Origin of the sequence: Nonomuraea sp. NPDC049141 (assembly GCF_040648415.1) — a bacterium.
GTDB lineage: Bacteria > Actinomycetota > Actinomycetes > Streptosporangiales > Streptosporangiaceae > Nonomuraea.
Window position 1 is genome coordinate 479,980 of record NZ_JBEZDR010000007.1, and the last position, 24,365, is coordinate 504,344.

Below are 24,365 nucleotides of genomic sequence, written 5' to 3' on the forward strand. Positions count from 1 at the left end.
TCATTGGAGACCCCATGCGGCGCACCTCAGCATCCCTCGTCGCGGGCGCGCTCGTCGCGGCCCTCGCGTGGGCGTCCAGCCCCTCCTCACCCGCCGTCGCGCTCGACCCCTCGGCGGGCGTCGCGGACCTGACCCAGGACATCAACCAGATACTCGCCGACTCGCGGCTCACCGTCGGCCGGGCCGGCGTGGTCGTCAAGAGCGCGGCCAAGGGCGACGAGCTGTACGCCACCGACGCCGGCAAGGTGATGATACCGGCGTCCAACACCAAGCTGTTCACCTCCGCCGCCGCCGCCGACACGCTCGGCCTCGACTACCGCTTCCCCACCACCGTGCTGGGCGGCGGGCGCAAGCTCGGCTCCGTACTGACGGGTGACCTGGTCCTGCGCGGCACCGGCGACCCGACGATGCTGGCCGAGGACTACGACGCGCTGGCCGCCAAGGTCGCCGCCGCGGGCATCAAGGTGGTCGCGGGCAAGCTGGTCGCCGACGACACGTGGTTCGACTCCGTACGGCTCGGCAACGACTGGACCTGGGACGACGAGACGGCCTACTACGCGGCGCAGATCTCCGCGCTGACCGCCTCCCCGGACCGGGACTACGACGCCGGTTCGGTGATCGTCTCGGTGGCGGCCTCCGGCAGCGAGGTCAAGGTGTCGACCACGCCGGAGACCGACTACCTGAAGATCGTCAACAAGGCCACCGTGGGCACCACGACCGACGTCCTCATCGAACGGCAGCACTCCACGAACACCGTGGTCATCACCGGCACCGTGGCCGACCCGTACCAGGAGTGGGTGGCCGTCGACGACCCCACCCGCTATGTGGCCTCGCTGTTCCGCAAGGCGCTGGCCAAGCACGGCGTCCGCGTGGCGGGCCCCACCGTCACCGGCGCGGCCCCGTCCGGCGCCGCCACGCTGGCCGAGCACCAGTCGATGCCGCTGAGCGAGTTGCTGGTGCCCTTCCTCAAGCTGAGCAACAACATCCACGCCGAGATCCTGACCAAGGCGATGGGCCGCAAGGTCTCCGGCCAGGGCACCTGGGCGGCCGGGCTCAAGGTGAGCACCGACTTCGCCAAGGCCAACGGCGTGCAGGTGCTCAACATGCGTGACGGCTCCGGCCTCTCGCGCCGCGACGGCTTCACGCCGACCTCGATCGCCCAGTTGCTGAGCGCCGTACGCGCCAAGCCGTGGTTCAAGACCTGGTACGACGCGCTGCCCATCGCGGGCAACGCCGACCGGTTCACCGGCGGCACGCTGCGCAGCCGGATGCGCAACACCGCCGCGGCGAACAACGTGCACGCCAAGACCGGTTCGCTGACCGGTGTCACGGCGCTGTCGGGCTACGTGAACAGCGCGGAGGGCGAGCCGCTGGTGTTCTCCATCATGCTCAACCAGTTCCTCTCGAGCTCGCCGAAGGACATCGAGGACAAGATCGCCATCCGGCTCGCCCAGTTCTCGCGAACCGCGCCGGTGGACGCGGTGTCGCAGCTCCGCTCGACGGGTGAGACCGCGACGGCCGACCTCGAGTGCTCCTGGCTCAAGCCCGCCGAGTGCTGACCGCCCGGGCGACGCCTGGCGAGTGCTGAACCGGCGAGGTCCGTCCATGGCCGTGCGGCTTCACGCCGCACGGCCATATTTTTCGGCATCCGACGCCTATATGGCACGGGAGGTTTACCGAGGTGGGTGGGGCGATCGTTACGATTGGGTCACCTGGTACTCCAGATATAGCGGCGTTTTTCGTGACATGAGCGTTGCGGGCCTACCAGAATGCGGGATCGACGCAGGATCTAGCAGGACCGGAGGGACAGGATGCGCGGGCAACTCCAGGCACTCGTCTGCCTCGGAAGTCTGGCGGCATTGAGCTTCCCCGCGCCCGCCACCGCCCAGGCGGCGAGCACGAAGGCCCCGTGCCGGGTCGTGGCCGTCAAGCCGTCCCTGTCCAGGGGCATGGTCACCGGCACGGCCAGCCGGATCGGCTGTGACGCCAAGGCCACGCTCAGAGTCCGGATCGTCCAAGCCATGGCCGGTCCCGACCGTACGCTGAAGAGCGGATCCAAGCTCGTGCTGAACGGCCGGATCGCCGCCCGCGTCCGCTGTACCACCCCCGGCCGCTACTACGTCGTGGCCATGGACTACCAGAGCAAGCCGATCCAGTCGCCGTCCGTGGCGCTGTCCTGCGCGGCACGGACAACGCCGAAGACCGGCACCGCCTCGACCGCCGAGGAACAGGTCGTCAAGCTCACCAACCAGGCGCGCGCCAAGAAGGGCTGCCGCCCCCTCACCCACGACCCCAAGCTCCACGCGGCGGCCGAGCGGCACTCCGCCGACATGGCCGCCCAGGGCTACTTCGACCACGACTCCAAGAACGGCCGGACCCCGGGCAACCGCATCTCGGCGGCCGGCTTCGCGCCGATCAGCACCTGGGGCGAGAACATCGCCATGGGTCAGCCGACGGCCGCCTCGGTCGTACAGGCCTGGCTCGACAGTCCCGGGCACCGCGCCAACATCATGAACTGCTCCTTCACCCATATCGGCGTCGGCCAGTCCACCAAGGGCCCCTACTGGACTCAGGACTTCGCCGCGCACTAGACCACAGAACCCCACCCAGCCAGGGAGCGTCGGGCCTCCACCAGGCGCGCCACCGCGCCGGTTCCCACCGCAACGCCACGGCGCTCCCATCCGGCGGGCCCGGTCGCGCCTCCCCCCGCACAGCGGACCGCGACCGGGCCCGCACCCCTTTCCAGCGGGTACGTGCCCAGTCGGTGATCGACGGTCCGCCCGCGAAGCACCACAGCGCCAGCACCGGGTCGCAGATGGCACAGCCGAAGGAGGAGTACTCGGCGAAGGGGATGATGGGGCTCCCCTGCAGGTGGTGCCCTATGTCCCAGGCGGTGTGGAGCAGCCAGCCGATGCCGATGAAGGTCCAGTTGTCGAGCCCCTTGTAGGCGACATAGGTCATGACGACCGGCAGGACGAACTCCCAGGGGCCGAATCCGCCGCCACTGAGGTAGGCGGCACCCGCTCCCGCGACCGTCAGGGCGTTGATGCGGCGTCGATGCGGCTCGCGGATCAGGGACATGCCGCAAATGGCGATCAGGCCGATCAGGATCGGCATGAAGACGGACATGGGGCGTGACGACCCTTCGGTTGACGAGATCACCACGCTAGGTCGACCGCGGTGCCCCTGGAGCGGGAGGGCGGGCAGGCGCAGTTCATCGTGACCGCCCAGCCGCCGGTGCCCCAGGGTTCGCTGCTGGAGCCGGTGCTGTCGTGGGTCGAGGACAACCTCGCCGAGGAGGTGACCCTGGCGGCGATGGCCGGGCGCAGCGGGCTGAGCGAGCGGACCTTCAGCCGCCGCTTCCGGGAGCGGTTCAAACGCGTGGTCGGCGTCACCCCGCGGTCCTACCGCGCCTCCTTCCGGACCGCCGCCTCCTGACGGCCCAGGCCGCCCCGGTCAGTCGCGGGTGTCCGAGAAGCGGGCCAGGACCAGTGACTCGACGACGCCCACGACCGCGTACGCCAGGATCGACACGGCCGTGACCACCACGATGTCCGCCCACACCTCGTCGTACCGGAACCCGCCGATCGCCCGCAGGATCCCGGCCCCGATCCCCTGCCCGGTCGCCAGCCACTCCGCGATGAGCGCCCCGATGATCGAGGCGGGCACGGAGATCCGCGCCGAGGCGAACACCGAGGGCATCGCCGTCGGCACGGCCACCTTGCGCAGCACGGTCAGCCGCCCGCCCCCGTACGCCATCACCAGGTCGGTGGCCTGCGGCGAGGCCGAGCGCAGCCCGAAGGCGATGTTGACCAGGGCGGGGAAGAACACCACGATGCCGCCGATGACGGCGACGCCGACGAGTTCGCGGCCGAAGACGAGCGTGATCAGCGGCGTCATCACCACGAGCGGCACCGAGCGCAACAGCATCGCGACCGGCATGAACGTCTGCTCGACGGTCCTGAACAGCACGAACGCCATCGCCACGACGACCGCCGCGACCATCCCGGTGGCGAAGCCGATGGCCGCGTCCCTGATCGTGATGCCCAGGGCGGCGAAGACCGCGTCACGATGGGCCGCCGACGAGCCGAACAGGTACTCCCAGACCTGCGGAGGACGCTTGCCCACCAGCGGGCTAATGCCGAACGCCTCCAGGGACAGCCACCAGATCGCCACCACGATGACCACGGAGGGCAGCAGCGGGCCGACGACCCGCAACACGATGCGGCCGATCATCGGGAGGACCTCGCTCTGCCGTACGACCAGGGTGTGACCACGCGCGCGACCAGCGCGACGACCGCGTAGCCGAGGCCCGCGACCAGACCGGCCACGAGTGCCAGCCCCCACGTGCGCGGGACCTGGAACTGCTGCTGGGAGATCATCAAGGAGACGCCGAGTCCCTGGTCATTGCTGCCGAGGTATTCACCGATGATGGCGCCGAGCAGCGCGGAGGGGGCCGAGATCTTCAGCCCGGCGAACGTGCTCGGCAGCGCCGCGATGATCTGGACGTGGCGGAGCTTGGCCAGGCGGCCGCCGCCGTACACCGCGATGAGGTCGAGGCTGGTCCGGTCGGCGGAGCGGAGCCCGAGCAGGGCGCCGATGAGGGTGGTGAAGAAGACGGAGACGGCGGCCAGGAACACCACGGCGGCCTCACCGCCGAAGACGACCAGGATGATCGGGCCGATGGCCAGCAGCGGGATGCAGTAGCTGATCACCGCGAGCTGCGTCGCCACGGCCTCCAGGCGCGGGACGAGCAGGACGAGCAGCGCGACCCCGATGGCCAGGCCGTTGCCCCAGAGGAAGCCCTGGAGCGCGGCGCTCACGGTGGCGGTCGTGTTGGGGCCGTAGAAGCCCCAGCCGTCGTGGCCCATCCCGGCCAGGACCGCCCACGGCGTCGGCACCGCGCCGCCGTCCGCGAAGACCGTCACGGCGAGCAGCCACCACAGGGCGATCAGGACGGCGACGCCGAGCAGGCCGTGGATCCGCTTCACGAGCCGTGCCCCGTCACGAGCCCTGCCCGAAGAGCAGGTCGCTGAGGTGGTCGTGGATGGCGTGGAACTCCGGTGTCCGCATCATCTCCGGCACACGGGGGCGCGGCAGGTCGATCTCCACCAGCTCCACGATCCGGCCCGGGCGCGGGCTCATGACGGCCACCACGTCCGACAGGAAGATCGCCTCACCGATGCCGTGGGTGACCATCAGCGTGGTGGCGGGCTTCTCGGTCCAGATGCGCAGCAGCTCCAGGTTGAGCCGCTGGCGGGTCATGTCGTCCAGGGCGCCGAACGGCTCGTCCAGCAGCAGCACGCTGGGCTTGACCACCAGCGCGCGGGCGATCGACACGCGCTGCCGCATGCCGCCCGACAGCTCGGCGGGCCGCGCCTTCTCGAAGCCCTGCAGGCCGACCAGCTTGATCAGGTCGTCGATCACGCCGGGCTCCGGCTTGAGCCCGGCGACCTCCAGCGGCAGCCGGATGTTGGCCGCGACACTGCGCCAGGCCAGCAGCGCCGAGTCCTGGAAGGCGATGCCGAGGTGGTGGCTCCTGCGGAGTTCCTCGGGGGTCTCGCCGTTGACCCGGATCTCGCCGGTGGTGGGCTGTTCGAGCCCGGCCAGGATGCGCAGCACGGTCGACTTGCCGCAGCCCGAGGGGCCGAGCAGCGACAGGAAGGAGCCCTTCGGCGTCTCCAGGTCGATGTGCTCGATCGCGGTCAGCCCTCTGCTGAACGTCTTGCTCAGCCCCGTGATGCCGATGCCGGTCATGAGAGCTTGAGGCTCGCGTCGGCCTTGTAGATCTCGTCCAGGATCGTCAGGTCGAAGAGGCTCTCGGCCTTGACGGTCAGCCCGGCCTTGGCGAGGGAGGCGATGTTCTGCTCGATCAGCTCGGCGGTCATCGTGAACAGGCCGTTGGCCTTGGCGTCGGGGGTGACGACGAGTTCGTTCTGCATCTTGGCCTCCTCGGTCTGCTCGGCGACGTCGAGGTTCTGGTCCTTGCCGTACGTCTTGGCGGCCAGCTCCGCCGCCTTGGCCGGGTCGGCGACGGCGTCCTTCCAGCCCTTGATCTCGGCCGTGAGGAACGCCTTGAGCTTGTCTCGCTCCTTGTCGATCGTCTCCTGCGTCACCGTGAACGTCTCGGCGACCAGGGGCAGCCCGTGGTCGGCGAACAGCATGTGCGCCGCGTCCACGCCCTGCATCTTCAGCCGCACCGGGCCGCTGGTGACGAAGCCGACATAGCCATCGAGCTGGCCGGAGGTCAGCATCGACGGGTCGGACTGGAACGGCACCCGCGTCACGCTCGACGGGTCGAGGTTGTTGGCCTTGAGCAGCGCGTTCCAGACCAGCTCGTTGGAGTCCTGGACGCCGATCTTCTTGCCGGCCAGGTCCTTGGGGTCCTTGATCGGGTTCTTGCCGAGGGAGACGATGGCGAAGGGGTTCTTCTGGAAGGTCGCGCCGACGATCTTCAGGGGCGCGCCCTGGAGCACGGCGGGCGCGGTGATGGTCGGCGTCGACAGGCCGATCCAGCAGCGGCCGGTGGTCAGGCCCGACTCGACCGAGGTGCCGGAGCCACCGCCCGACAGCAGCTCCACCTGCGAGAACCCGGCGGCCTTGTAGTAGCCCTTGCTGTCGGCGAAGTACTCGCCGGCGAACTCGACGTTCTTCTTCCAGGAGAGCTGGATCTTGACCGCGCCGAACCCGCTCCCACTTCCACCGGACGTTCCGCTGTCGCCACAGGCGGCCAGGCCGAGCGCCAGTCCGGCCAGACCTGTCGTCCGCAGGAACGCGCGACGGTCGAGGGTAGCCATAATTCTCCTTGGAACGGCGATGAACATGCAGGTCAGGAAGCTATACAGTGATTATTACCATCGTGTGACGGAAAACCGGTCACGGCATGGGGTGGGATGATCGGGTGGGGAAAAGCCCAGCCCCGGCGCTTCGGACCCTGTAGGTCCCTACGAGAGCGCCCGGTGAGGTCCGTAGATCCCTCCAGCGGCTGGGGGCGTCCGGTAGCGTCCTTTACGAGATGAGACTTGACGGAATCCCGCTTTGGGACGGTACCGAATACAGGGGCCCGGTCGAGCTGAGCTGGGAACCGGACCGGATCGGCGAAGTACGGCCCACCACGCAGCGGCACGACGACCTGTGCGTGCTCCCCGGCCTGGTCGACACGCACGTTCACCTGATCGGCTACGCCGGCGAGGGCCCGCCGCCGGACTTCGCCACCTGGCCGCTCGTCACCACCCGCGACGAGCAGGTGCTGCACGGCGTCGCCCACGCCCAGCGGGCCATGCGCCACGGCGTGACGACCCTGCGCGACCTGGCCGGGGACGAGGCGCAGATCGCGCTGCGCCGGGCCTTCGACGCCGGCGTGCTGCCCGGCCCACGGGTCCAGGTCCACGGCGTGGTCGGCATGACGGCCGGGCACAACGACCTGTTCGTGCCGCCCGCGATCCCGCAGCGCAAGCCCACCGCCGACGGCCCCGACGAGTGCCGCAAGCTCGTACGCACCTGGGCCCGCGCCGGGATGGACGGCATCAAGCTCACCACCAGCGGCGGCGTGCTGTCGATCGGCGACAAGAACGGCTGGCGCAACTACACGCGCGAGGAGATCAGGGCCGTCGTCGACGAGGCGCACGCGCTCGGCATGCTGGTCGCCTCCCACGCCCACTCCGAGGACGGCATCCGCGTCGCCGTCGAAGAGCACGTCGACTCGATCGAGCACGGCACGCTGCTGAGCAGGGACCTCGCCGAGGTGCTCGCGGCCTGCCGCACGCCCGTCGCGCCGACCCTGCTGATCAACGAGGCCATCGCCGAAGGCCGGGTCCCGGTCACCGCGGAGTCCATGGCCAAGGCCGCCGAGCTGGTGGCCACGCGCAACGTGCTGCTCGCCGAGGCGGCGCGGCTGGGCGTCCGTTTCGTGCTGGGCACCGATGCCAACGGGCACCACGTGCAGTTCGGCGATCAGCTCGCCGAGGTGGTCCACATGACCGAGATTCTGGGCATGTCCGCCCCGGAGGCGCTGCGCGCGGCCACCTCCGACGCCGCCGACTCGATCGGCATGCCGGTGGGCCGGATCGCGCCGGGCCTCGGGGCCGACTTCATCGTGCTGCGCGGCCGCCCTTGGGAGCGGATCGCGGACCTGGCCGTGGCGAACATCGTCGCCGTGGTCTCACGTGGCCGGCTCGTCGCGGGCCGGCTGCCCTGACCTGAGCGCCAGATACAGGTCCGTACGGTCGCGCATCGACGACATCCGCCGCCCGGTCAGCTCCTCGATCCGCTGCATGCGGTAGCGCAACGTGTTGACGTGCACATACAGCTCGTCGGCCGTCCGCTGCCAGGAGCCGCACGTCTCCAGGAAGACGTCCAGCGTGCGCAACAGCTCGGAGCCGTGCCGGGCGTCGTACTCGATGATCGGCCCGAGCAGGTGCTCCCTGAACGAGCGGCGCACGCTCACGGGCAGCTGGGCCAGCAGGAGTTCGTAGCTGTCGACGTCGGCGACCGACATGACGGACACCGGCCCCTCGCCGTAGCGGGCCGACTCCATCCCGCGCCGCGCCGTCTCCAACGCCTCGCCGAGCTGCGACACGCTGGCGGTCGCGTCGCTGATCCCGGCCGCCACCCGCATCCCCGGCCGGTTGGTCACGAGCAGGCGCAGCTCCTCGGTCAGTGCCTGGCGCGACACCTTGCCGTTCACCAGCACCATGGCCTCGTCGGGCCGTCCGCCGACGACCAGATGCCTGCCTCTGCGCTCCAGCGCGTACATGATGGCGGGCACGTCGTCCTCGTCGGTGCCGCCCGTCCTGGCCACCACCATGGCCGTGGTCGGCAGCCCCGGATCGGCCCCGAGCAGCCGCAGGTGGGCCGAGACTTCACCGGGCGCGATCCGCTGCGTGCCCAGGAGGTCGAGCAGCGTCTGCGCCCTGGCCTGCTCGTCCTTGCGCCGCTCGGCCGCGAACGCCTCCTCGGTCACCACCTCGGTGATCGCGCCGAACGACTGGTCGGGCGCGGCCAGGAGCAACGGCAACCGGCGGCGTTCGCACGCCTTGACCAGCGCGTCCGGCAGCTCCCCCAGCACGACCAGCCCGACGATCAAGCCGGCGACGTCGCTTGTCCACAGCGCGTCGGCGAACGTCTCGCAGTCGGACGGCTGGTTGTACCAGACCCCGCTGGTCAGCACGAGGTCGCCGGAACGCAGGTAGCGCCGAGGGTCGGGCAGATCCGTCGGATAGGCCCGTTTCACTTCCCTGCCGAGCCCTTCGTGACCGGTGACCGGCACGAGGCCCAGGTCGTCGCGCCCCAGCAGATCCCCCAGCCTCATGAATCTGATGTTATGCCAGGTCAACGAGTGACAGTTCGGAGGTTCGCACGATACCGTGGCCGGCGCGTTGTCAGGTTTACTCGATCACATGCGGCCCAAAGCTGAACTCCACCTGCACATCGAAGGCACCCTCGAACCCGAGCTCGTCGTCGAGCTGGCCAGGCGTAACGGGATCGACCTGCCGACCTTCGACGCGGAGGCCATCAGGGCCCGGTACGACTTCGCCGACCTCCAGTCGTTCCTGGACATCTACTACGAGAACATGGCCGTGCTCCGCACCGACCGGGACTTCTACGATCTCGCCACCGCCTACCTGCGGCGGGCGCGGGCGCAGGGCGTACGGCATGCGGAGATCTTCTTCGACCCGCAGGCGCATCTGAGCAGGGGTGTGTCGCTGGAGGCGGTGTTCGGCGGGCTGTCGGCCGCCCTCAAGGACAGCGACGTGTCGGCGGCCCTGATCATGTGCTTCCTGCGTGACCGGGGTGCCGCCGAGGCCGAGGAGGTGCTGCGGGCCGCGCTGCCGTACCGGGAGCACTTCATCGGCGTCGGGCTGGACTCGGCGGAGGTCGGGCATCCGCCGGCGTTGTTCCGCCGGGTGTTCGACATGGCGGCCGCGGAGGGCCTGCGCCGGGTCGCGCACGCCGGCGAGGAGGGCGGCCCCGACTACGTGTGGGAGGCCCTGGACGTCCTCAAGGTGGAGCGGGTGGACCACGGCATCCGCGCCATGGAGGACCCGTCGCTGGTCGCCCGCCTGCGGGAGGAGCGGATCCCGCTGACGGTGTGCCCGCTGTCGAACGTCCGGCTGCGCACGGTGCCGTCGCTGCGGGACCACATCCTGCCCGCCATGCTGGACGAGGGCCTGATGGTCACGGTCAACTCCGATGATCCGGCGTACTTCGGCGGTTACGTCGAGGACAACTACCAGGCGCTCAGCGACGAGCTGGGCATGACGGAGGCGCAACTGGACCAGATCGCCCGCAACTCCTTCGCGGCGTCGTTCGTCGAGGTTCCTCTGGAGGGACGTCAGTAGGGTGATCGCCCTGCGCGGCATGGACCCGCGCCGGCCGCCGGCCTCATAGGGCGGTGGACGAGGGCAGCGATCGGCGTGCCTCGCGCGCCAATGTCGTCACGAGCAAGAGCACGAGCACCGCGGCGATGGCGCTCAGTCCCGCGGCGACGCCGATGCTCGGCGCGACGAACGCGGCGAGCAGCACGAGCACCACCGCGACGCCGATCGCCCCCGGCCGCACGACCGTACGGCTCACCAGGGGTGCGTGCAGCACCCACAACAGGACGAGCATGATGACGACCGGGATGGCGACCGAGGCGACCACGACCTCCGCCCCCGCCACGATGTGGTGCTCCCCCTCCCCTACCGAAGCCACCGCGACCTCAAGACCGGCGCCGAGCGCGGCAAGCGCCGCGAATATCACGTAGTGCCCATAGCCCCAGAAGAACGACCTTTCCCGCCGTTCCTTGAGCCCGTCGCCGGCGGGCTCGGAGAAGTAGATCCACCACAGCGCGAAAAGGATGACGAGACCGGCGATCGCGATGACGACGAGGCCGGCGCTCAGCCCGTGCGCGACCGCGCCCTGCACCGCGTTCGTGGCCGCGAGCACGCTCTCGCCCAGCAGGATGATGGTGAACAGCCCGTACCGCTCGGCGATGTGGTGCGGGTGCCAGCTCGTCGATCCCGTACGCTCCGCGATCGGCGGCACCGCGAGGTCGAGGACGGCGCACACGACGAACAGCCAGACCGGCCCGCCGCCCGGCAGCGCGAGCTTGGACACCCAGAGCACCTGGACGAGCGAGATGCCGATCGCGTAGCGGAGCGCCGTCGCGCGTCCTTCGGGGTGCGCGACCGCCGCGCGCAACCACAGGCTCACCAGCCCGGCCCGCATGACCAGGTAGCCGATCGTCACGATGGTGAAGTCACCGTCGAACGCCGTGGGCACCCCGGCCGCGAGCACGAGCACGCCGGCCATCTGCAGGAGCGTCATGACGCGGTACGGCACGTCGTCGGTGTCGTACGCGGAGGCGAACCAGGTGAAGTTCATCCACGCCCACCAGATGGCGAAGAAGACCATGAAGAACGGCCCGATCGCCACCACACCATGCCCCTCCTCGATCGCATGGGCGAGCCGGCTCACGATCTGCGACGCTGCGGCGACGAAGGTGAGATCGAAGAGCAGCTCGAGCGGGCTCGAGACGCGGTGTGGTTCGGCGAGGTCGCGGGCAGCCATACGAGTGCGGAGCGGCGACATATGCCCACCTTATTGGCGCATATGGCCCGACCTGGCCTCGCCGGAGCGGGTCGACCTCGCCATCAGAGAGAACCTGCCCGGCCTTTCTGGACGTGCTCGACGCCTCGGCGCGGGCGGCCGTCCGCGCCGGCGAGTTCACCCGTATGCCAACGTCCTGCTCAGCGTGGGCGTCGTGTTCTGATCGAATGACCGGTCCCCGGCGAGCCGGGGACCGGCGGCGAGGCTACTTGAGCCAGAGGATCCAGCCGTCGGGATATTCGGTGCACTTGTACGCGTTGAAGTTCTCGCGCACCTACTGCTGGCCCGCGTCGACGCACTTCTTCTTAGTTGGGAAATGCCCGTAGGACACCCAGTCGGCCGCCTGAGCGGACAGACCGAGTCCGACGACGGCCAGAACGGCGATTCCCGCGCCCGCGAGCGCAGGGCGGGGCGAGCCGGGGACCGGAGAGACTTATCAAGTGATCTGATCAATATCGTCAGCTCTCGCCCTTGCGGACGACCTCTCCCGCATGACAAAAAGGGAGGTCCGACGTGCTCATGCTGGCGGATCGTTCCAATGATCGAAGAGAGCGAGCTCCTCCCTGCCGGGAGCCTCAAAGTCCTCGGCCCATCGCTCGATCATGTTCCTCGTGATGACAGCCGCGTCCGGCGCGCCTGTCCCATTACGGGCCTCCAGGCGCCGCAGCAGCTCGTCGCGCGTCACATCCAGATAGCGCAGTTCGACGGCAGCACCGAGCAGGCGAGCACACAACCGCAGCTCATCGCGTTCAGCTCGAGCCCAGAAACCGAACTCCAAGATCACAGTCTGGCCGAGACCCAGAAGGCTGTACGCGTGTTGCCGGAAAAGACCTTCCAGCCGGTCACGCGCGTCCGCCTCGTGGAGATCGATGCCCAGCCCCGCCAGCCACTCATCAGGGCACAGGCGAACGGCGGGCAGCTCGTCGGCCAGACGCTTGGACAGCGTCGTCTATCCCGACCCCGGCAACCCGCACAACAAGATCAATCGCCCTGGCCCGTTCCTTTTCACCCCACAAGTTTCGGCGGGCGCGCGACCGGCCGGAACTAGTCCTGGCTCAATGAGGAGTACGAGGAGTACGCGGCGACGTTTCGGTTCGTATCCGGCAGGGTGCCCAGCTTGTTGACCTCGTTCGCCAGTCCTTCGAGAACCGCGCGCAACTGGACCTGGGTGACCTCCGCGAAAGTACGCAAGTAGGCGATACGGCGTTCCAGTTCCTCGGCTTCGACCGAATGGACCTCACCGCTGGAGCGGTAGACGTTGACCGCCTGGCTGGCGGCCTCCTCCGCGCGCTGCTGCGCCTCCTGGAGCAGCTGCTCGTACTGCTGACGCGCTTGGCCCACCAGTCGGCGGGCGTAGTCCTCCGCCTCGGCTATCTGGGCGTCCGCCGTCTGCTGAGCGCGGGAGAGGAGGTTGACCGCGTCGACGTTGAGCCTGGCCTGCTGCGCGCCGCCCGGGTTGGTGGTGTCGGTGCCGTGGTCCTTGTACCAGTTCTTCAGACGGTCGACTTCCGCGCGCAGTTCGGCCTTCTCCATGTCGCTGGCCGTAATGTCCTCGGCCATGCGATACAGGAAGTTACGTACCTCATCTACGTTGTAGCCGCGGCTTCCGAGCTTGGCGCGTGAGAAGTCCTTGTTCCGCACCCGATCCGGTGTGAGTGGCTGGCGGGCGTTCGACGGGCTCTGTGCCCAGGGCGTCTCTCCCATCACTGCTCCCTACCTACGGCACTGGTGAACTCGTCGAAGCGGATTTGCTGGGGCGGCACGCCGGCGTCCAGCAGCCGGGCGACCGAGCTCTGAACCATCTCTTCGGAGCCGCATACGAAGACATCCTGACCGCGCCAGGCCTTCAACGCGACGTCCACCACATAGCCGTTCTCACCGCTGTAGAAGCTGTCATGGGACACGACGGGCACCACGCTCAGCCATGGGTTCTCGGCGTCCATCTTGGAGAGGGTCTCGAGGTCGTACAACTCGCGGGATGTCCGCGCACCCATGAAGAGCCGGACGTTGCAGCGCGACCCTTCGTAGGCCACCTGCTCCACGAGTGCCTTGAGGGGAGCGAGGCCCGTGCCACCGGCGATCAGGAGGAGGTCTCTGGGCTGGCTCGTGTCGAGCGTCAGCTGATCGCCCATCGGCGCGCCGACCCGCAGGATGTCGCCGCGTTGCGAGCCGTGCACCAGAGCCGTGCTGACCGCGCCCGCGTCGACCACGCGTACGTGCAGGTCGATGGTGTTGTCCCGGCGCGGCGCGTTGCCGAAGGAGTAGAACCGCCACATTCTCTGCCGCTGCGCGAGCGAGATCGACGCGGACTGCCCCGCGCGGAAGGGGTAGGGGTAGTTCAGGCGGGCCCGGATCACCGCGATGCCAGGGGCGCGCACCTCGTGCAGGATGATCTCGCCTTCCCACCAGGGCGGCGACGTGGCTGCCGACTCTTCGGCCGCCTCGATCATCACCTTCGAGACCAGGCCGTACGCCTGCGTCCAGTCATGGGCCAGGGCGGGAGTCCAGCGATCGCCGAGAAAGTGCTGCAGGGTGGCGAGCAGCGCCTGCCCGACAGCGGGATAGTGCTGCGCGACCACGGAGAACTTCCGGTGGTCGCGGCCGAGTTGCTGGAGGAACGGAACCAGGTCGTCCACCTGGTCGACATTGCTGACGACGCGTCCCAACGCGGTGACGAGCCGGTCGCGCTGAGTGGCCATGGACACCGGGAACAGGCCGCGCGTCTCGGGATACATCAGGAAAAGGGCTGAGTAGAAGAACAGCGGCACTTGATCACCCGACCGGGCGACCAGGTGCCAGCTGTCCTTTAAAGCTTGCGTGTCCACTTACTCGGCTGCCTCTGCGGGCTGCTCCACGATGGACCCGCGCACCTGGCCCAGGACCGTGACGACGTGCTGCACGATCTCCTCATCGGCGCCGTACTCGTCCCGGAGCACCGTGACGAGCAGGCCGCCGACCTTCTCGTAGTGCTCCCCGGTGACGCCCATGCCCCGGTGCGCGTCGGCTAAGTCATGACCTTCGTACACCTCCGGGCCACCGAGGACGGAGCACAGGAGCATGACCATGTGCCGCTTGAGCCGCGGCATGTCGATGCCGTCGAAATACGGCTTGAGCTCGGGCTCGTCCAGCACGAGCAGGTAGAAGCGGTCGACCAGGTCGCGAACGGTCGGAGCGCCACCGACCTTCTCATAGTGCGAAACCATAGGTACTACAAATCCTCCTAAATCGGACACGCAGGAGTGCGCGCACTTCCGGGGCAACAGCTTGTGTCGCGGGGAGTCAATTTTTTGGTTCTACGCGGGTTACGGCGAGCCCGATCCAGCGGGGCGGCCGTCAGTCGTTCGCCTGGGTGTCCCCCTCGATGGAGGTCACGTCCGCCTTGTCCGCCTGCCTGCTCGGGACTCGGCGGGCGTCGGCAGGTCCATCGAAGGCGGCGACGGCCGCAGGCGTCTCGTCCACCCGCGCGGGCCACACGGGACTCTCCATCGCCGATGGATGAACCGACCGGCGGGGAGCAGGCGGAAGCAGGCCGACGAGCACAGGCCGCGGGACGACGCCGCATCCCGTTACCGTCGCCACCACCTCAGCCATCGCCGCAGGCGGTCTGAGCGCCATCCATGCCCCCATAGAGCGGGTCCCCCGTGCAGGCCGTATACCTGTACTGGCCCTAGCCCCTTCAGGCTTCCGAGCACGCGATCATGTCTCAGGCACACTAGGGGGTGATCAAGGCGCTCGCAACTTGTCCCACAGGGAAAGTGTTCCGTTTTAGACAATCGGTCCGCATTTAATGTCCGTTTTAGACAGCCGGTGCGTATTAAATGCCCGTCCGACCTGGCATAACCGATATTTCCGGCGGCTTTCCCGCCGCACCCTGGACCAGGCCGGCGTCATGTGGCCGACGATCGACGGCGAACCTTCCGCCTCGGGGCTAACGGCTCTGGAGGGCGGCGACGAAGTCCGCCTGGAGGGAGTTCAGGCGGGCGCGGGCCTCGGCCGGATCCATGGGCAGGGGGGCGGCGTGGTCGATGCCCACCGCGCGTACCTGCTCCTCCATCTGCGCGCGGACGGACAGCTGGGCCGCGCGTAGCGCCGCCACGATGGCCTCGGACAGCTCGTCGATGCCCATCGTCCGCAGCACACGCGGGTCGAGCCGGAGGTCGCGAACCAGGCCGTCGGCCTCCACCGTCGCCTTGATCTTCCCGTCCGCCGCCGTGGCCTCACCGGTGACGTCACGGAGCCCGCGCATCGCCTCGCCCAGCTTCACCATGGCCTCGTCGGCCTGCCTGCTGATCTTTTCCAGCTCTTCGGGCGTGACGTCGAACATGGCGTCGAGTTGATCAAGGTTGTCTTAACCGGCCGCCAGCGAACGGTGGCATTCCGCCGAACATCGGGTGAACCACGACGATCAAGGTCTGCCGAGTCGCAAAGATGACCTTGACGTACCACATCAAGAGGAGCCGTATGTCTTCCCAGGAAGAAGCACGTTTCATCACCTCGAAAACGATCTACTCGATGAGCGAGCACTACAGCGACATCTGGGATGACTTCCTGCTCAGCAAGAAACGCGTCTGGCTCGAGGCAGACCTCGACGACGCCACCTTCGGCGTGACCCTGTCGAAGATCTTCAAGTCGGCGTACGACAAGGCCTACGAAGGCTGTGTCGACGCGCTGGACGACGGCCGCGAGGCGGCCGGGGACATGTCCAGCGCGCTGTCCACCTGTGCCCGCAACTGGCAGCGGGCCGAGCAGGCGAGCACGGTGAAGTACCGATGATCGCGCCCAGGGCAACCCTGCTCGCGATCCGGCGGCTCAGCGTCTTCGCAGGCGTGCCCCTGGTGGGACTCTCCTTGCTGGAGAACCTGAACGTGGACGTGGACAAGATCGAGAAGGCCGCCAAGCTCTGGAGAAACGCGGCCAGAGCCCTTGACCGCCCCGTCGAGACGCTGGACGGGCTCCCCGCCGCGGCGCGGAAAGGCTGGATCGCCGACGATCAGCGCGAGTTCTCCCGGGTGACGGGCCACATGCACACCTCCACCGAAGAGCTGCGGGATGCGCTCGACAAAATGGGGGAAATCCTCGAGACCACGGTCTTCGCGTTCCGGGTGTTCGGGAAGGCGATGGCCGGTTTGGGCGTCACGATCTCAGCCGCCTCCGTGTACGCGCTCACCATGATGTTGACGTCGCCCTACACCGCTCGCGTGTACCTGAGGTATCTGGCGAGCGCCGCGGACAAGGTGCTGACCGGGATGTGCGCCGTGCTCATCACCTACGTCATGGGGCAGGCGACCGCTCTTGCCATCGTCGCCACCGAGGCCCAGCAAATGGGCGAGATGGCGAAAACGCTCCTCGATCCGAACGGCTTTTCGCGGGCGGAGCTGCGCGAGGTGGACTTCTCCTCGGTGAAGATCGATACCAAGAAGTTCCCCACGTTCACGAACTTGGAGTCCGATCAGAAGGTGCCTGATGACTTCTGGGTGACTCCCAAGCCCAAGACGTCGTCATAGCCGGTTCCGCACGGACCGGCTTCGTCGCGGGTCGGTCACTAGTGCATCTCTTGGCGGAGTGGGTGATCATGCTGGCAACCGAAAGCCGCAGACATAAGGTAGGAGTTATACTGCCTGCATGGCGTGGGAGATCGTGCTGCTTGAACCCGTGGAGTCTCGGTTCCTCAAGCTATGCGAGAGCGACCCAGACTCTGCGAACCTGATCGAGAGGGCGATCGATCGACTCGCGGAGGTCGGTCCTACCTTGGGGCGTCCCCTTGTAGACACCTTGGCCGACGACGATATGAGCAACCTCAAGGAACTACGTCCGGGTTCACGAGGCCGCACCGAGATTAGAATCGTGTTCGTCTTCGACCCGGCCAGAGAAGCGATCTTCCTCGCAGCCGGCGACAAGGCTGGCAGATGGTCACGCTGGTATGAGGAAATGATCCCGCTGGCCAAAGCTAGATACGCCGACTACCTCGCCGAGAAGGCAGCGGTCGAGAGAGACAGAGAGGGTAAGCGATGAGCCCCGCACGCCGTTGGCAGGACATCAAAGCTGAAGCTCACCGGCTGCACCCCGAGATGGCCGAGCCACAGCGCCAGGCCGCCGCAGACGCGCGCCTGGACGCGTACGTCGCTGGATACCACCTCAAGGAGCTGCGTAAGTCTCTGGGCAAGAAGCAGTCCGAGGTGGCAGCCGCCCTGGGCATCTCACAAGCGCGCGTTTCCCAGATCGAGAACGGCGACCTGGAGTCCATGGAGCTGGAGACCATCCGTGCTTATGCGGCCGCACTCGGTGGACATGTCGATGTGACGATCAGCGTCGGACCTCACTCGGTACGTGTCGCCTGACTAGGGGTTATCCCAATCGCGAGGGGCAGCCCTTCGCGACACAGCAGCACATGTGAGGGGCCTCTTGCGGCCTGATCAGAGTGAAGCCCCAACAGCCAATGCCTGGGCGACAGCGCGAGGGCGCAGCCCTCGCCCTCGGGCAGAACGCCCCGAGCGTAGCGAGGACCACGCCCTTGTGGGGGCGTGGGGGGCGCCGAGCCCCCCACAAGACACAGCCCGAGCCATTGGGCGAAGCCCTCAAACGAGGACCTTGCCTGTAGCCCCAAAGGAAAGAACAGCCCGAGCGTAGCGAGGACCTTTGGTTAGGCCTTGAGCCAGCTCATCATCGGGCGGAGCTTGGCGCCGGTCTTCTCGATCGGGTTCTCGGCCAGCTCCTCGCGGTAACGCGTGAACTCCTTCTGGCCGCCGTCGAACTCCTCCACGAGCTGCCGAGCGAACGTCCCGTCCTGGATCTCGCCCAGGATGCGGCGCATCTCCGCGCGCGTCTCCTCCGTGATGATGCGCGGGCCGCGCGTGTAGCCGCCGAACTCGGCGGTGTCCGACACCGACCAGTACATCTTCGAGATGCCGCCCTCGTACATGAGGTCGACGATGAGCTTCATCTCGTGCAGGCACTCGAAGTAGGCGACCTCGGGCTGGTAGCCGGCCTCGATGAGGGTCTCGAAGCCCGCCTTGATGAGCTCCGACACGCCGCCGCACAGCACGGCCTGCTCGCCGAAGAGGTCGGTCTCGGTCTCCTCGGTGAAGGTGGTGCGCAGCGCGCCGGCGCGGGTGCCGCCGATGCCCTTGGCGTACGAGAGAGCGAGGTCAAGGGCCTTGCCCGAGGCGTCCTTCTCGACCGCCACGAGGACCGGCACGCCGCGCCCGGCCTCGAACTGCCGCCGCACCAGGTGGCCCGGGCCCTTGGGGGCGACCATGCAGACGTCGACGCCCTCGGGGGCCTCGATGAGGCCGTAGCGGATGTTCAGGCCGTGGCCGAAGAACAGGGCGTCGCCTTCGACGAGGTTCGGGGCGACGTGGTCGGCGTACAGGTGGCGCTGGATGTGGTCCGGCGCCAGGATCATCGTGAGGTTCGCCTCCTCGACCGCTTCCGAGGGCGTGAGGACGCGCAGGCCGTCGTTCTCGGCCTTCTCGCGGCTCTTGGAGCCCTCGGGGAGGCCGACGCGCACGTCGACGCCCGAGTCACGCAGGGAGAGCGCGTGGGCGTGGCCTTGGCTGCCGTACCCCAGCACGGCCACGTGACGCCCCTGGATGATCGAGAGGTCGGCCTGGTCGTCGTAGTAAATCTCGGTCACTTGCATAAACCTTTCAGGCGGTACGGTCCAGTGCCCTGAGGGACCGGTCGGTGATGGAACGGGCGCCGCGGCCGATGGCCACCATGCCCGATTGGACGAGCTCCTTGATCCCGAACGGTTCGAGCACCTTGACGAAGGCCTCGAGCTTGTCGGGGGTACCGGTGACCTCGATGGTCACGGCGTCGGCCGCCACGTCGATGCAGCGGGCGCGGAAGAGATTGACGAGCTCCAGCACGTGCGAGCGGCTGTCGGCGTCTGCCTTGACCTTGATCAGCATGAGTTCGCGCTGCACGGACTGGGACGGGTCGAGCTCCACGATCTTGAGCACGTTCACCAGCTTGTTGAGCTGCTTGGTGACCTGCTCCAGCGGCAGCTCCTCGACGCTGACGACGATGGTCATGCGCGAGATGTCGTCGTGCTCGGTCGGGCCCACGGCCAGCGAGTCGATGTTGAAGCCGCGCCTGCTGAACAGCGCCGACACACGCGCCAGTACGCCCGGCTTGTTCTCCACAAGCACAGAAAGCGTATGCCTACTCATCTTCGCTCTCCCACTTCGGCGCCATGTCCCGGGCGATCTTGATGCTGTCGTTGCTCGTGCCCGCCGCGACCATCGGCCAGACCATCGCGTCCTGGTGGACCACGAAGTCGACCACGACGGGCACGTCGTTGATCTCCATGGCCTTCTTGATGGTCGCGTCGACGTCTTCCGGTCGCTCGCACCGCAGCCCGACACAACCATAGGCCTCCGCCAGTTTGACGAAGTCGGGGATCCGGCGTGACGTCTGGAGGTCGGTGTTGGAGTAGCGCTGGTCGTAGAAGAGCGTCTGCCATTGGCGGACCATGCCGAGGTTACCGTTGTTGATGATCGCGACCTTGATCGGCACGCCCTCAAGGGCGCAGGTGGCGAGCTCCTGGTTGGTCATCTGGAAGCAGCCGTCGCCGTCGATGGCCCACACGACGCTGTCCGGCCGGCCCATCTTGGCGCCCATCGCGGCCGGCACGGCGAAGCCCATCGTGCCGAGGCCGCCGGAGTTGATGAACGTGCCCGGGTTCTCGTAGTCGATGAACTGCGAGGCCCACATCTGGTGCTGCCCCACGCCCGCCACGTAGTAGGTGTCGGGCCCGGCGATGGCGCTGAGCCGCTCCATGACGTACTGGGGGGCCAGCGACCCGTCCTCGAACTCCTCGTAGCCGAGCGGGTAGGTCTCCTTCATGCCGTTGAGCAGCTTCCACCAGTCGGCGTAGTCGCCCTCCAGCCCGGCGGTCTCGAAGGCGGCGAGCAGGTCGGTGATGACCTCCTTGCAGTCGCCCACGATCGGCACGTCGGCGTGGCGGTTCTTGGAGATCTCCGCCGGGTCGATGTCGGCGTGGACGACCTTCGCGTGCGGCGCGAACGTCGAGAGCTGGCCGGTCACCCGGTCGTCGAAGCGCACGCCCAGGCCGATGAGCAGGTCGGACTTCTGCAGGGCGCCGACGGCCGTGACGCTGCCGTGCATGCCCGGCATGCCCATGTGCTGGGGATGGCTGTCGGGGAACGTGCCGCGTGCCATCAGCGTGGTGACGACCGGGATGTTGGTGAGCTCGGCCAGCCGGAGCAGCTCGGGCGAGGCGCCCGCCTTGTGCACGCCGCCGCCCACGTAGAGCACCGGGCGCCTGGCCTCGGCGATCAGCTTCGCGGCCTCGCGGATCTGCTTGGAGTGCGGCCGGGTCACCGGCCGGTAGCCGGGCAGCTGCATGGTCGGCGGCCAGGTGAACGTGGTGTCGGCCTGCAACGCGTCCTTGGAGATGTCGACCAGCACCGGACCGGGACGGCCCGTGGAGGCGATGTGGAAGGCCTCCACGATCGTCCGGGGGATGTCCAGCGGATTGGTGATCAGGAAGTTGTGCTTGGTGATCGGCATGGTGATGCCGGAGATGTCGGCTTCCTGGAAGGCGTCCGTGCCGATCGCCGCGCTGGCCACCTGGCCGGTGATCGCCACGATCGGCACCGAGTCCATGTAGGCGTCGGCGATGGGCGTGACCAGGTTGGTCGCGCCGGGGCCGCTGGTCGCCATGCACACCCCGACCTTGCCGGTGGCCTGCGCGTACCCCTCGGCCGCGTGACCCGCGCCCTGCTCGTGCCGTACGAGCACGTGCCGGACTTTGGTCGAGTCGTAGAGGGGATCGTAGGCGGGCAGGATAGCGCCGCCGGGGATCCCGAACACAGTGTCGACTCCCACGTGCTCCAACGCCCTGACCAGGGCTTGTGCACCTGTCATCCGTTCGGTCATCGGCTCGTTCCTTGCGTGGCTACACCTTAAGGACATAAAAAATGCCCCATCCACCGGAGGTGGGACTGGGGCGGCGCGCAGGCGGTAGTGCTTCGCTATCGGCCCGCGCGCCGGCGAAGTACTACGAGAATCTCACTGCGAAGCATGGCCACACCTTAGCCCCACCGGAGGGCCTGGTGTCAACTTCGTGGACACATGTCTCAAACCGTGAGACTGGTCCGCATCAGCGAGTCCACTCCGCGAGCCGCCATCGGCCGTGCGACCAGGAAGCCCTGGCCCCTGGTGCAGCCCATTTCCCGCAGGAGTTCGAGCTGCTCCGGGCGCTCGATGCCCTCGGCCACCACGATGAGGCCCAGGTCGTGGCCGAGCCGGACGATCGTGCGGGTGAGCAGGGTCAGCGTCTCGTCCCGGCCCAGCCCGGACACGAACGACGGATCGATCTTGATCATGTCGACCGGGAGCTGCCGGAGGAACGCCAGCGAGGCGTAGCCGGTGCCGAAGTCGTCGATGGCCAGCCGTACGCCCAGGGCGCGCAGCTCCGACAGCCGCTTGACCGTCTCCTCGGCGTCCTCGACGAGCATCTCCTCGATCACTTCGAGGGTGAGGGCGGAGGCGGGCAGCCCGCTCTCGGCGAGCGCCCCCTCGACCGTCTCGACGAAGCGCGGCGCGGTGATCTGGCGGGCCGACAGGTTGAGCGACAGCCCGATGTCCCAGGAGGAGGCCCGCCAGGCGGCCACCTCGCGGCACGCCTCGTGCAGGATCCACTCGCCCAGCGGCACGATCAGGCCGGTGTCCTCGGCCGGGCCGAGGAACTGGTCGGGCGGCACGAACTCCGAGCCGCGCCACCACCGCACGAGCGCCTCCACCGCGGTCACCCGGGAGGTGGCCAGGTCGACGACCGGCTGGTATTCGATGGCGAACTGGTGCTCGATCAGCGCCCGCTGCAGGTCGGCCGCCAGCTCCAGCCTGCGTACCACGTCGGCGTGCATCTGCGCGGCGAACACCTCCACCCGGCGCCCGCCCAGCTCCTTGGCCCTGGCCATGGCCACGTCGGCGTTGCGGATGAGGTCGCCGGAGGGCATGTCGTCCTCGGCGAAGGCCACGCCCACGCTCGCGGTGAGCGCCACGTCGCGGTCGGCCACCCGGAACGGCTCCTGTGAGACCGCTCTGACCAGCCGTTCGGCCAGGTCGACCGCTATTTGCGCCTCGCCGCCCGTCTCCAGGAGCACCGCGAACTCGTCGCCGCCCCACCGGGCGAGCGTGTCGTCGGGGCGTACGGCCCCGCGCAGCCGGCGCGCGGCCTGCCCGAGGAGGTAGTCGCCGCTGGCGTGGCCGACGGAGTCGTTGACCGAGGTGAACCCGTCGAGGTCGAGGAAGATGACCGCGACGTTGCCGGACGTCCTGCCGGACAGCACCTCGCGCGTGCGCTCCTCGAAGTAGGAGCGGTTGGGCAGCCCGGTGACGCCGTCGTGGAAGGTCAGGTGGGCGACCTGGTTGCGCAGGGCCTCCTCGTCGCTCACGTCCCTGATGGTCACCAGTAGCTGGTCCTCGCCGCCCACGTGGCGGGTGGCGACGGACTCGGTGGGCCGCCAGGTGCCGTCGGCCGCGCGTACGCGGCAGGCGATCAGGCAGGCGCCGGAGGTGGCGCCCTCGTCGTCGAGGCCCATCGCGCGCAGCGCGGCCTGGATGCCGGGTACGTCTTCCGGGTGAATGTAGTCGAAGATCGTCCCGCCGACGAGCTCCTCGGGGCGGTAGCCGTACGTCACCTCGACGCCGGCGCCGATCTCGTACACCACGCCCTCGTAGTCGCAGATCAGCACCACGTCGCCGGTGCTCTCGGCCAGCTCCCTGAGCTGCCGGTCGCCGAGCGAGACCTGCCTGCGCAGCCGCATGTTGGCCGCGGCGAGCACGAACAACCGGATGACCAGAAGCAGGACCACCGAGGCGATGAGCACGACGACGCCGGTGACCGGGGTCTGCGCCTGCCCACCCGCCAGGTGCACGAGCAGCGTGCAGGTCGCGACGGCGACCAGTGCCATCGGCACCATCGCGATCAGGTTGCCGATGGCGCTGCGGTCCGGGCGGGCGTCCGGGTCGGCCGGACGGTGCCCCCAGGGCACGGCGGCCAGGAGCAGGAACGCCACGGGCGCGATCATGATGCTCCACGTCGGCGGAACACCGCCGGCGAGGCGCGCGATCGCGGCGGCCACCCCGGCGACCGTGGTGGTGGCGAGCACGCCGATGCCCGCGAGGCCGAGCGGCCAGGCCGCGCTCCGGCTCGTGATGACGGAGGGGATCACGGCGCAGGTCACCAGCAGGGTGATCATCGGCGGCAGCATGGCGAAGGTGAACATCGCCGGGTCGGCGGCGTCGGCGTAGACCTGCCGCAGCAGCACCACCCAGGCGATCACGAAGAGCGAGGCGGCGCACAGGTAGGCGCCGGTGACGTGCCGCAGCATCACCGTGGCGGGCAGCCTGCGCCGGGCCGCGATGAGCACTCCGCCCGCCGTGAGCACCCCGCCGAGCAGCACGAGCAGGTCCGCGAAACTCACCGCGACGCTGGAACTGTCGACGATCGGGCGGACACCGACCCCGGTGGCCCAGACGATGGCACCGCTGCCCATCCAGCGGGTGCCCATCGCAGTCGAGCGGTGCTCGCCCAGCTTGATCGAGGCGACCAGGAGCGAGGCGGCGGCGAGCAGCGCCGCGAGCAGTCCGGCGATCGCGCCGGTGAGCAGAGCCGGGCCGCCCGCAAGGAGCGCAGCCGCGAACCCCGCCGCACCGAACGCCGCCGCGGCGGCCAGTGGTGCCCGTGGATCACGCCAGCGGATCACAGTCGTTAGCCCATCCCGTCTCGAACACTGTCTCAG

Annotated in this window: 26 protein-coding genes; 9 read left to right on the top strand and 17 right to left on the bottom strand. The window is 68.5% G+C overall.

The window, feature by feature from the left end:
- Positions 1 to 14: 14 nt before the first annotated feature.
- Together dacB and AB0B91_RS23845 are read left to right on the top strand one after the other, a co-directional pair.
- Complete coding sequence (dacB, locus tag AB0B91_RS23840) at positions 15 to 1,559, top strand: D-alanyl-D-alanine carboxypeptidase/D-alanyl-D-alanine-endopeptidase (RefSeq protein WP_358323278.1); 1,545 nt, start codon at positions 15 to 17, stop codon at positions 1,557 to 1,559.
- A 252-nt stretch (positions 1,560 to 1,811) separates the two neighbouring features.
- A complete protein-coding gene (locus tag AB0B91_RS23845) occupies positions 1,812 to 2,591 on the top strand; it encodes a CAP domain-containing protein (RefSeq protein WP_358323281.1) in 780 nt (259 codons plus the stop codon).
- Here AB0B91_RS23845 and AB0B91_RS23850 read toward each other — a convergent pair.
- Positions 2,524 to 3,129, bottom strand: coding sequence for a DUF6010 family protein (locus AB0B91_RS23850; protein ID WP_358323284.1), 606 nt, complete (start codon positions 3,127 to 3,129; stop codon positions 2,524 to 2,526). The two genes, AB0B91_RS23845 and AB0B91_RS23850, sit on opposite strands and share 68 nt — an antisense overlap.
- Positions 3,130 to 3,180: 51 nt before the next feature.
- Between AB0B91_RS23850 and AB0B91_RS23855 the strand changes: the two genes are divergently transcribed.
- On the top strand, positions 3,181 to 3,438 hold the full coding sequence (locus tag AB0B91_RS23855) for a hypothetical protein (RefSeq protein ID WP_358323287.1): 258 nt from the start codon (positions 3,181 to 3,183) through the stop codon (positions 3,436 to 3,438).
- Between the two features lie 18 nt (positions 3,439 to 3,456).
- Here AB0B91_RS23855 and AB0B91_RS23860 read toward each other — a convergent pair whose 3' ends face one another.
- From AB0B91_RS23860 to AB0B91_RS23875, 4 genes are read right to left on the bottom strand one after another with little or no spacing between them, the layout of a single operon-like run.
- A complete protein-coding gene (locus tag AB0B91_RS23860) occupies positions 3,457 to 4,236 on the bottom strand; it encodes an ABC transporter permease subunit (protein ID WP_219531607.1) in 780 nt (259 codons plus the stop codon).
- Complete coding sequence (locus tag AB0B91_RS23865) at positions 4,233 to 4,991, bottom strand: ABC transporter permease subunit (protein WP_358323290.1); 759 nt, start codon at positions 4,989 to 4,991, stop codon at positions 4,233 to 4,235. Before AB0B91_RS23865 ends, AB0B91_RS23860 begins: the two co-directional genes overlap by 4 nt.
- A gap of 13 nt (positions 4,992 to 5,004) precedes the next feature.
- A complete protein-coding gene (locus AB0B91_RS23870; protein ID WP_358323292.1) occupies positions 5,005 to 5,757 on the bottom strand; it encodes an ABC transporter ATP-binding protein in 753 nt (250 codons plus the stop codon).
- Positions 5,754 to 6,797, bottom strand: a complete 1,044-nt coding sequence (locus AB0B91_RS23875) for an ABC transporter substrate-binding protein (RefSeq protein WP_358323294.1) — start codon at positions 6,795 to 6,797, stop codon at positions 5,754 to 5,756. The genes AB0B91_RS23870 and AB0B91_RS23875 overlap by 4 nt, the downstream gene beginning before the upstream one ends.
- A 218-nt stretch (positions 6,798 to 7,015) precedes the next feature.
- Between AB0B91_RS23875 and AB0B91_RS23880 the strand changes: the two genes are divergently transcribed.
- Positions 7,016 to 8,197 carry an amidohydrolase family protein gene (locus tag AB0B91_RS23880; RefSeq protein WP_358323297.1) on the top strand — a complete coding sequence of 394 codons (1,182 nt, stop codon included), beginning with the start codon at positions 7,016 to 7,018 and terminating at the stop codon, positions 8,195 to 8,197.
- Here AB0B91_RS23880 and AB0B91_RS23885 read toward each other — a convergent pair.
- The gene (locus AB0B91_RS23885) at positions 8,162 to 9,310 is read right to left on the bottom strand and encodes a helix-turn-helix domain-containing protein (protein ID WP_358323299.1); all 1,149 of its coding nucleotides are present in this window, start codon (positions 9,308 to 9,310) and stop codon (positions 8,162 to 8,164) included. The genes AB0B91_RS23880 and AB0B91_RS23885 overlap by 36 nt on opposite strands.
- Positions 9,311 to 9,398: 88 nt before the next feature.
- On the opposite strand from AB0B91_RS23885, the gene AB0B91_RS23890 reads away from it, so the two are divergent.
- Complete coding sequence (locus AB0B91_RS23890) at positions 9,399 to 10,340, top strand: adenosine deaminase (RefSeq protein ID WP_358323302.1); 942 nt, start codon at positions 9,399 to 9,401, stop codon at positions 10,338 to 10,340.
- Positions 10,341 to 10,383: 43 nt separating this feature from the next.
- Here the strand turns inward: AB0B91_RS23890 and AB0B91_RS23895 are convergent, their stop codons facing one another.
- From AB0B91_RS23895 to AB0B91_RS23925, 7 genes are all read right to left on the bottom strand, one after another.
- Positions 10,384 to 11,574: a low temperature requirement protein A gene (locus AB0B91_RS23895; protein ID WP_358323305.1), complete on the bottom strand. Its 1,191-nt coding sequence runs from the start codon at positions 11,572 to 11,574 to the stop codon at positions 10,384 to 10,386.
- A gap of 535 nt (positions 11,575 to 12,109) precedes the next feature.
- A complete protein-coding gene (locus tag AB0B91_RS23900) occupies positions 12,110 to 12,535 on the bottom strand; it encodes an AAA family ATPase (RefSeq protein WP_358323594.1) in 426 nt (141 codons plus the stop codon).
- A 101-nt stretch (positions 12,536 to 12,636) separates the two neighbouring features.
- A complete protein-coding gene (locus AB0B91_RS23905) occupies positions 12,637 to 13,296 on the bottom strand; it encodes a DivIVA domain-containing protein (RefSeq protein WP_358323307.1) in 660 nt (219 codons plus the stop codon).
- Positions 13,296 to 14,417 (bottom strand): globin domain-containing protein, encoded by a 1,122-nt coding sequence (locus AB0B91_RS23910; protein ID WP_358323309.1) that lies wholly within the window; start codon positions 14,415 to 14,417, stop codon positions 13,296 to 13,298. Before AB0B91_RS23910 ends, AB0B91_RS23905 begins: the two co-directional genes overlap by 1 nt.
- Positions 14,418 to 14,795 (bottom strand): group 1 truncated hemoglobin, encoded by a 378-nt coding sequence (locus AB0B91_RS23915; protein ID WP_358323312.1) that lies wholly within the window; start codon positions 14,793 to 14,795, stop codon positions 14,418 to 14,420.
- 130 nt (positions 14,796 to 14,925) lie between these two features.
- On the bottom strand, positions 14,926 to 15,078 hold the full coding sequence (locus tag AB0B91_RS23920) for a hypothetical protein (protein WP_358323315.1): 153 nt from the start codon (positions 15,076 to 15,078) through the stop codon (positions 14,926 to 14,928).
- Positions 15,079 to 15,520: 442 nt separating this feature from the next.
- On the bottom strand, positions 15,521 to 15,916 hold the full coding sequence (locus AB0B91_RS23925) for a YbaB/EbfC family nucleoid-associated protein (protein ID WP_358323317.1): 396 nt from the start codon (positions 15,914 to 15,916) through the stop codon (positions 15,521 to 15,523).
- Positions 15,917 to 16,053: 137 nt separating this feature from the next.
- Here AB0B91_RS23925 and AB0B91_RS23930 point away from each other — a divergent pair, with 137 nt between their 5' ends.
- From AB0B91_RS23930 to AB0B91_RS23945, 4 genes are all read left to right on the top strand, one after another.
- Complete coding sequence (locus AB0B91_RS23930; RefSeq protein ID WP_358323320.1) at positions 16,054 to 16,365, top strand: hypothetical protein; 312 nt, start codon at positions 16,054 to 16,056, stop codon at positions 16,363 to 16,365.
- On the top strand, positions 16,362 to 17,096 hold the full coding sequence (locus tag AB0B91_RS23935) for a hypothetical protein (protein WP_358323323.1): 735 nt from the start codon (positions 16,362 to 16,364) through the stop codon (positions 17,094 to 17,096). Before AB0B91_RS23930 ends, AB0B91_RS23935 begins: the two co-directional genes overlap by 4 nt.
- A 118-nt stretch (positions 17,097 to 17,214) precedes the next feature.
- Complete coding sequence (locus AB0B91_RS23940) at positions 17,215 to 17,604, top strand: type II toxin-antitoxin system RelE/ParE family toxin (RefSeq protein ID WP_358323326.1); 390 nt, start codon at positions 17,215 to 17,217, stop codon at positions 17,602 to 17,604.
- Positions 17,601 to 17,930 carry a helix-turn-helix transcriptional regulator gene (locus AB0B91_RS23945; RefSeq protein ID WP_358323329.1) on the top strand — a complete coding sequence of 110 codons (330 nt, stop codon included), beginning with the start codon at positions 17,601 to 17,603 and terminating at the stop codon, positions 17,928 to 17,930. Before AB0B91_RS23940 ends, AB0B91_RS23945 begins: the two co-directional genes overlap by 4 nt.
- Positions 17,931 to 18,232: 302 nt before the next feature.
- On the opposite strand, the gene ilvC is transcribed toward AB0B91_RS23945, so the two are convergent.
- The 4 genes from ilvC to AB0B91_RS23965 all read right to left on the bottom strand — a co-directional run bounded on the left by ilvC (position 18,233) and on the right by AB0B91_RS23965 (position 24,329).
- A complete protein-coding gene (gene ilvC / locus AB0B91_RS23950) occupies positions 18,233 to 19,216 on the bottom strand; it encodes a ketol-acid reductoisomerase (protein ID WP_358323597.1) in 984 nt (327 codons plus the stop codon).
- A gap of 22 nt (positions 19,217 to 19,238) precedes the next feature.
- The gene (gene ilvN / locus AB0B91_RS23955) at positions 19,239 to 19,763 is read right to left on the bottom strand and encodes an acetolactate synthase small subunit (RefSeq protein ID WP_358323331.1); all 525 of its coding nucleotides are present in this window, start codon (positions 19,761 to 19,763) and stop codon (positions 19,239 to 19,241) included.
- A complete protein-coding gene (locus tag AB0B91_RS23960) occupies positions 19,756 to 21,495 on the bottom strand; it encodes an acetolactate synthase large subunit (RefSeq protein ID WP_358323334.1) in 1,740 nt (579 codons plus the stop codon). The genes ilvN and AB0B91_RS23960 overlap by 8 nt, the downstream gene beginning before the upstream one ends.
- Before the next feature lie 200 nt (positions 21,496 to 21,695).
- A complete protein-coding gene (locus tag AB0B91_RS23965) occupies positions 21,696 to 24,329 on the bottom strand; it encodes a GGDEF domain-containing protein (RefSeq protein WP_358323336.1) in 2,634 nt (877 codons plus the stop codon).
- Positions 24,330 to 24,365 lie beyond the last annotated feature (36 nt).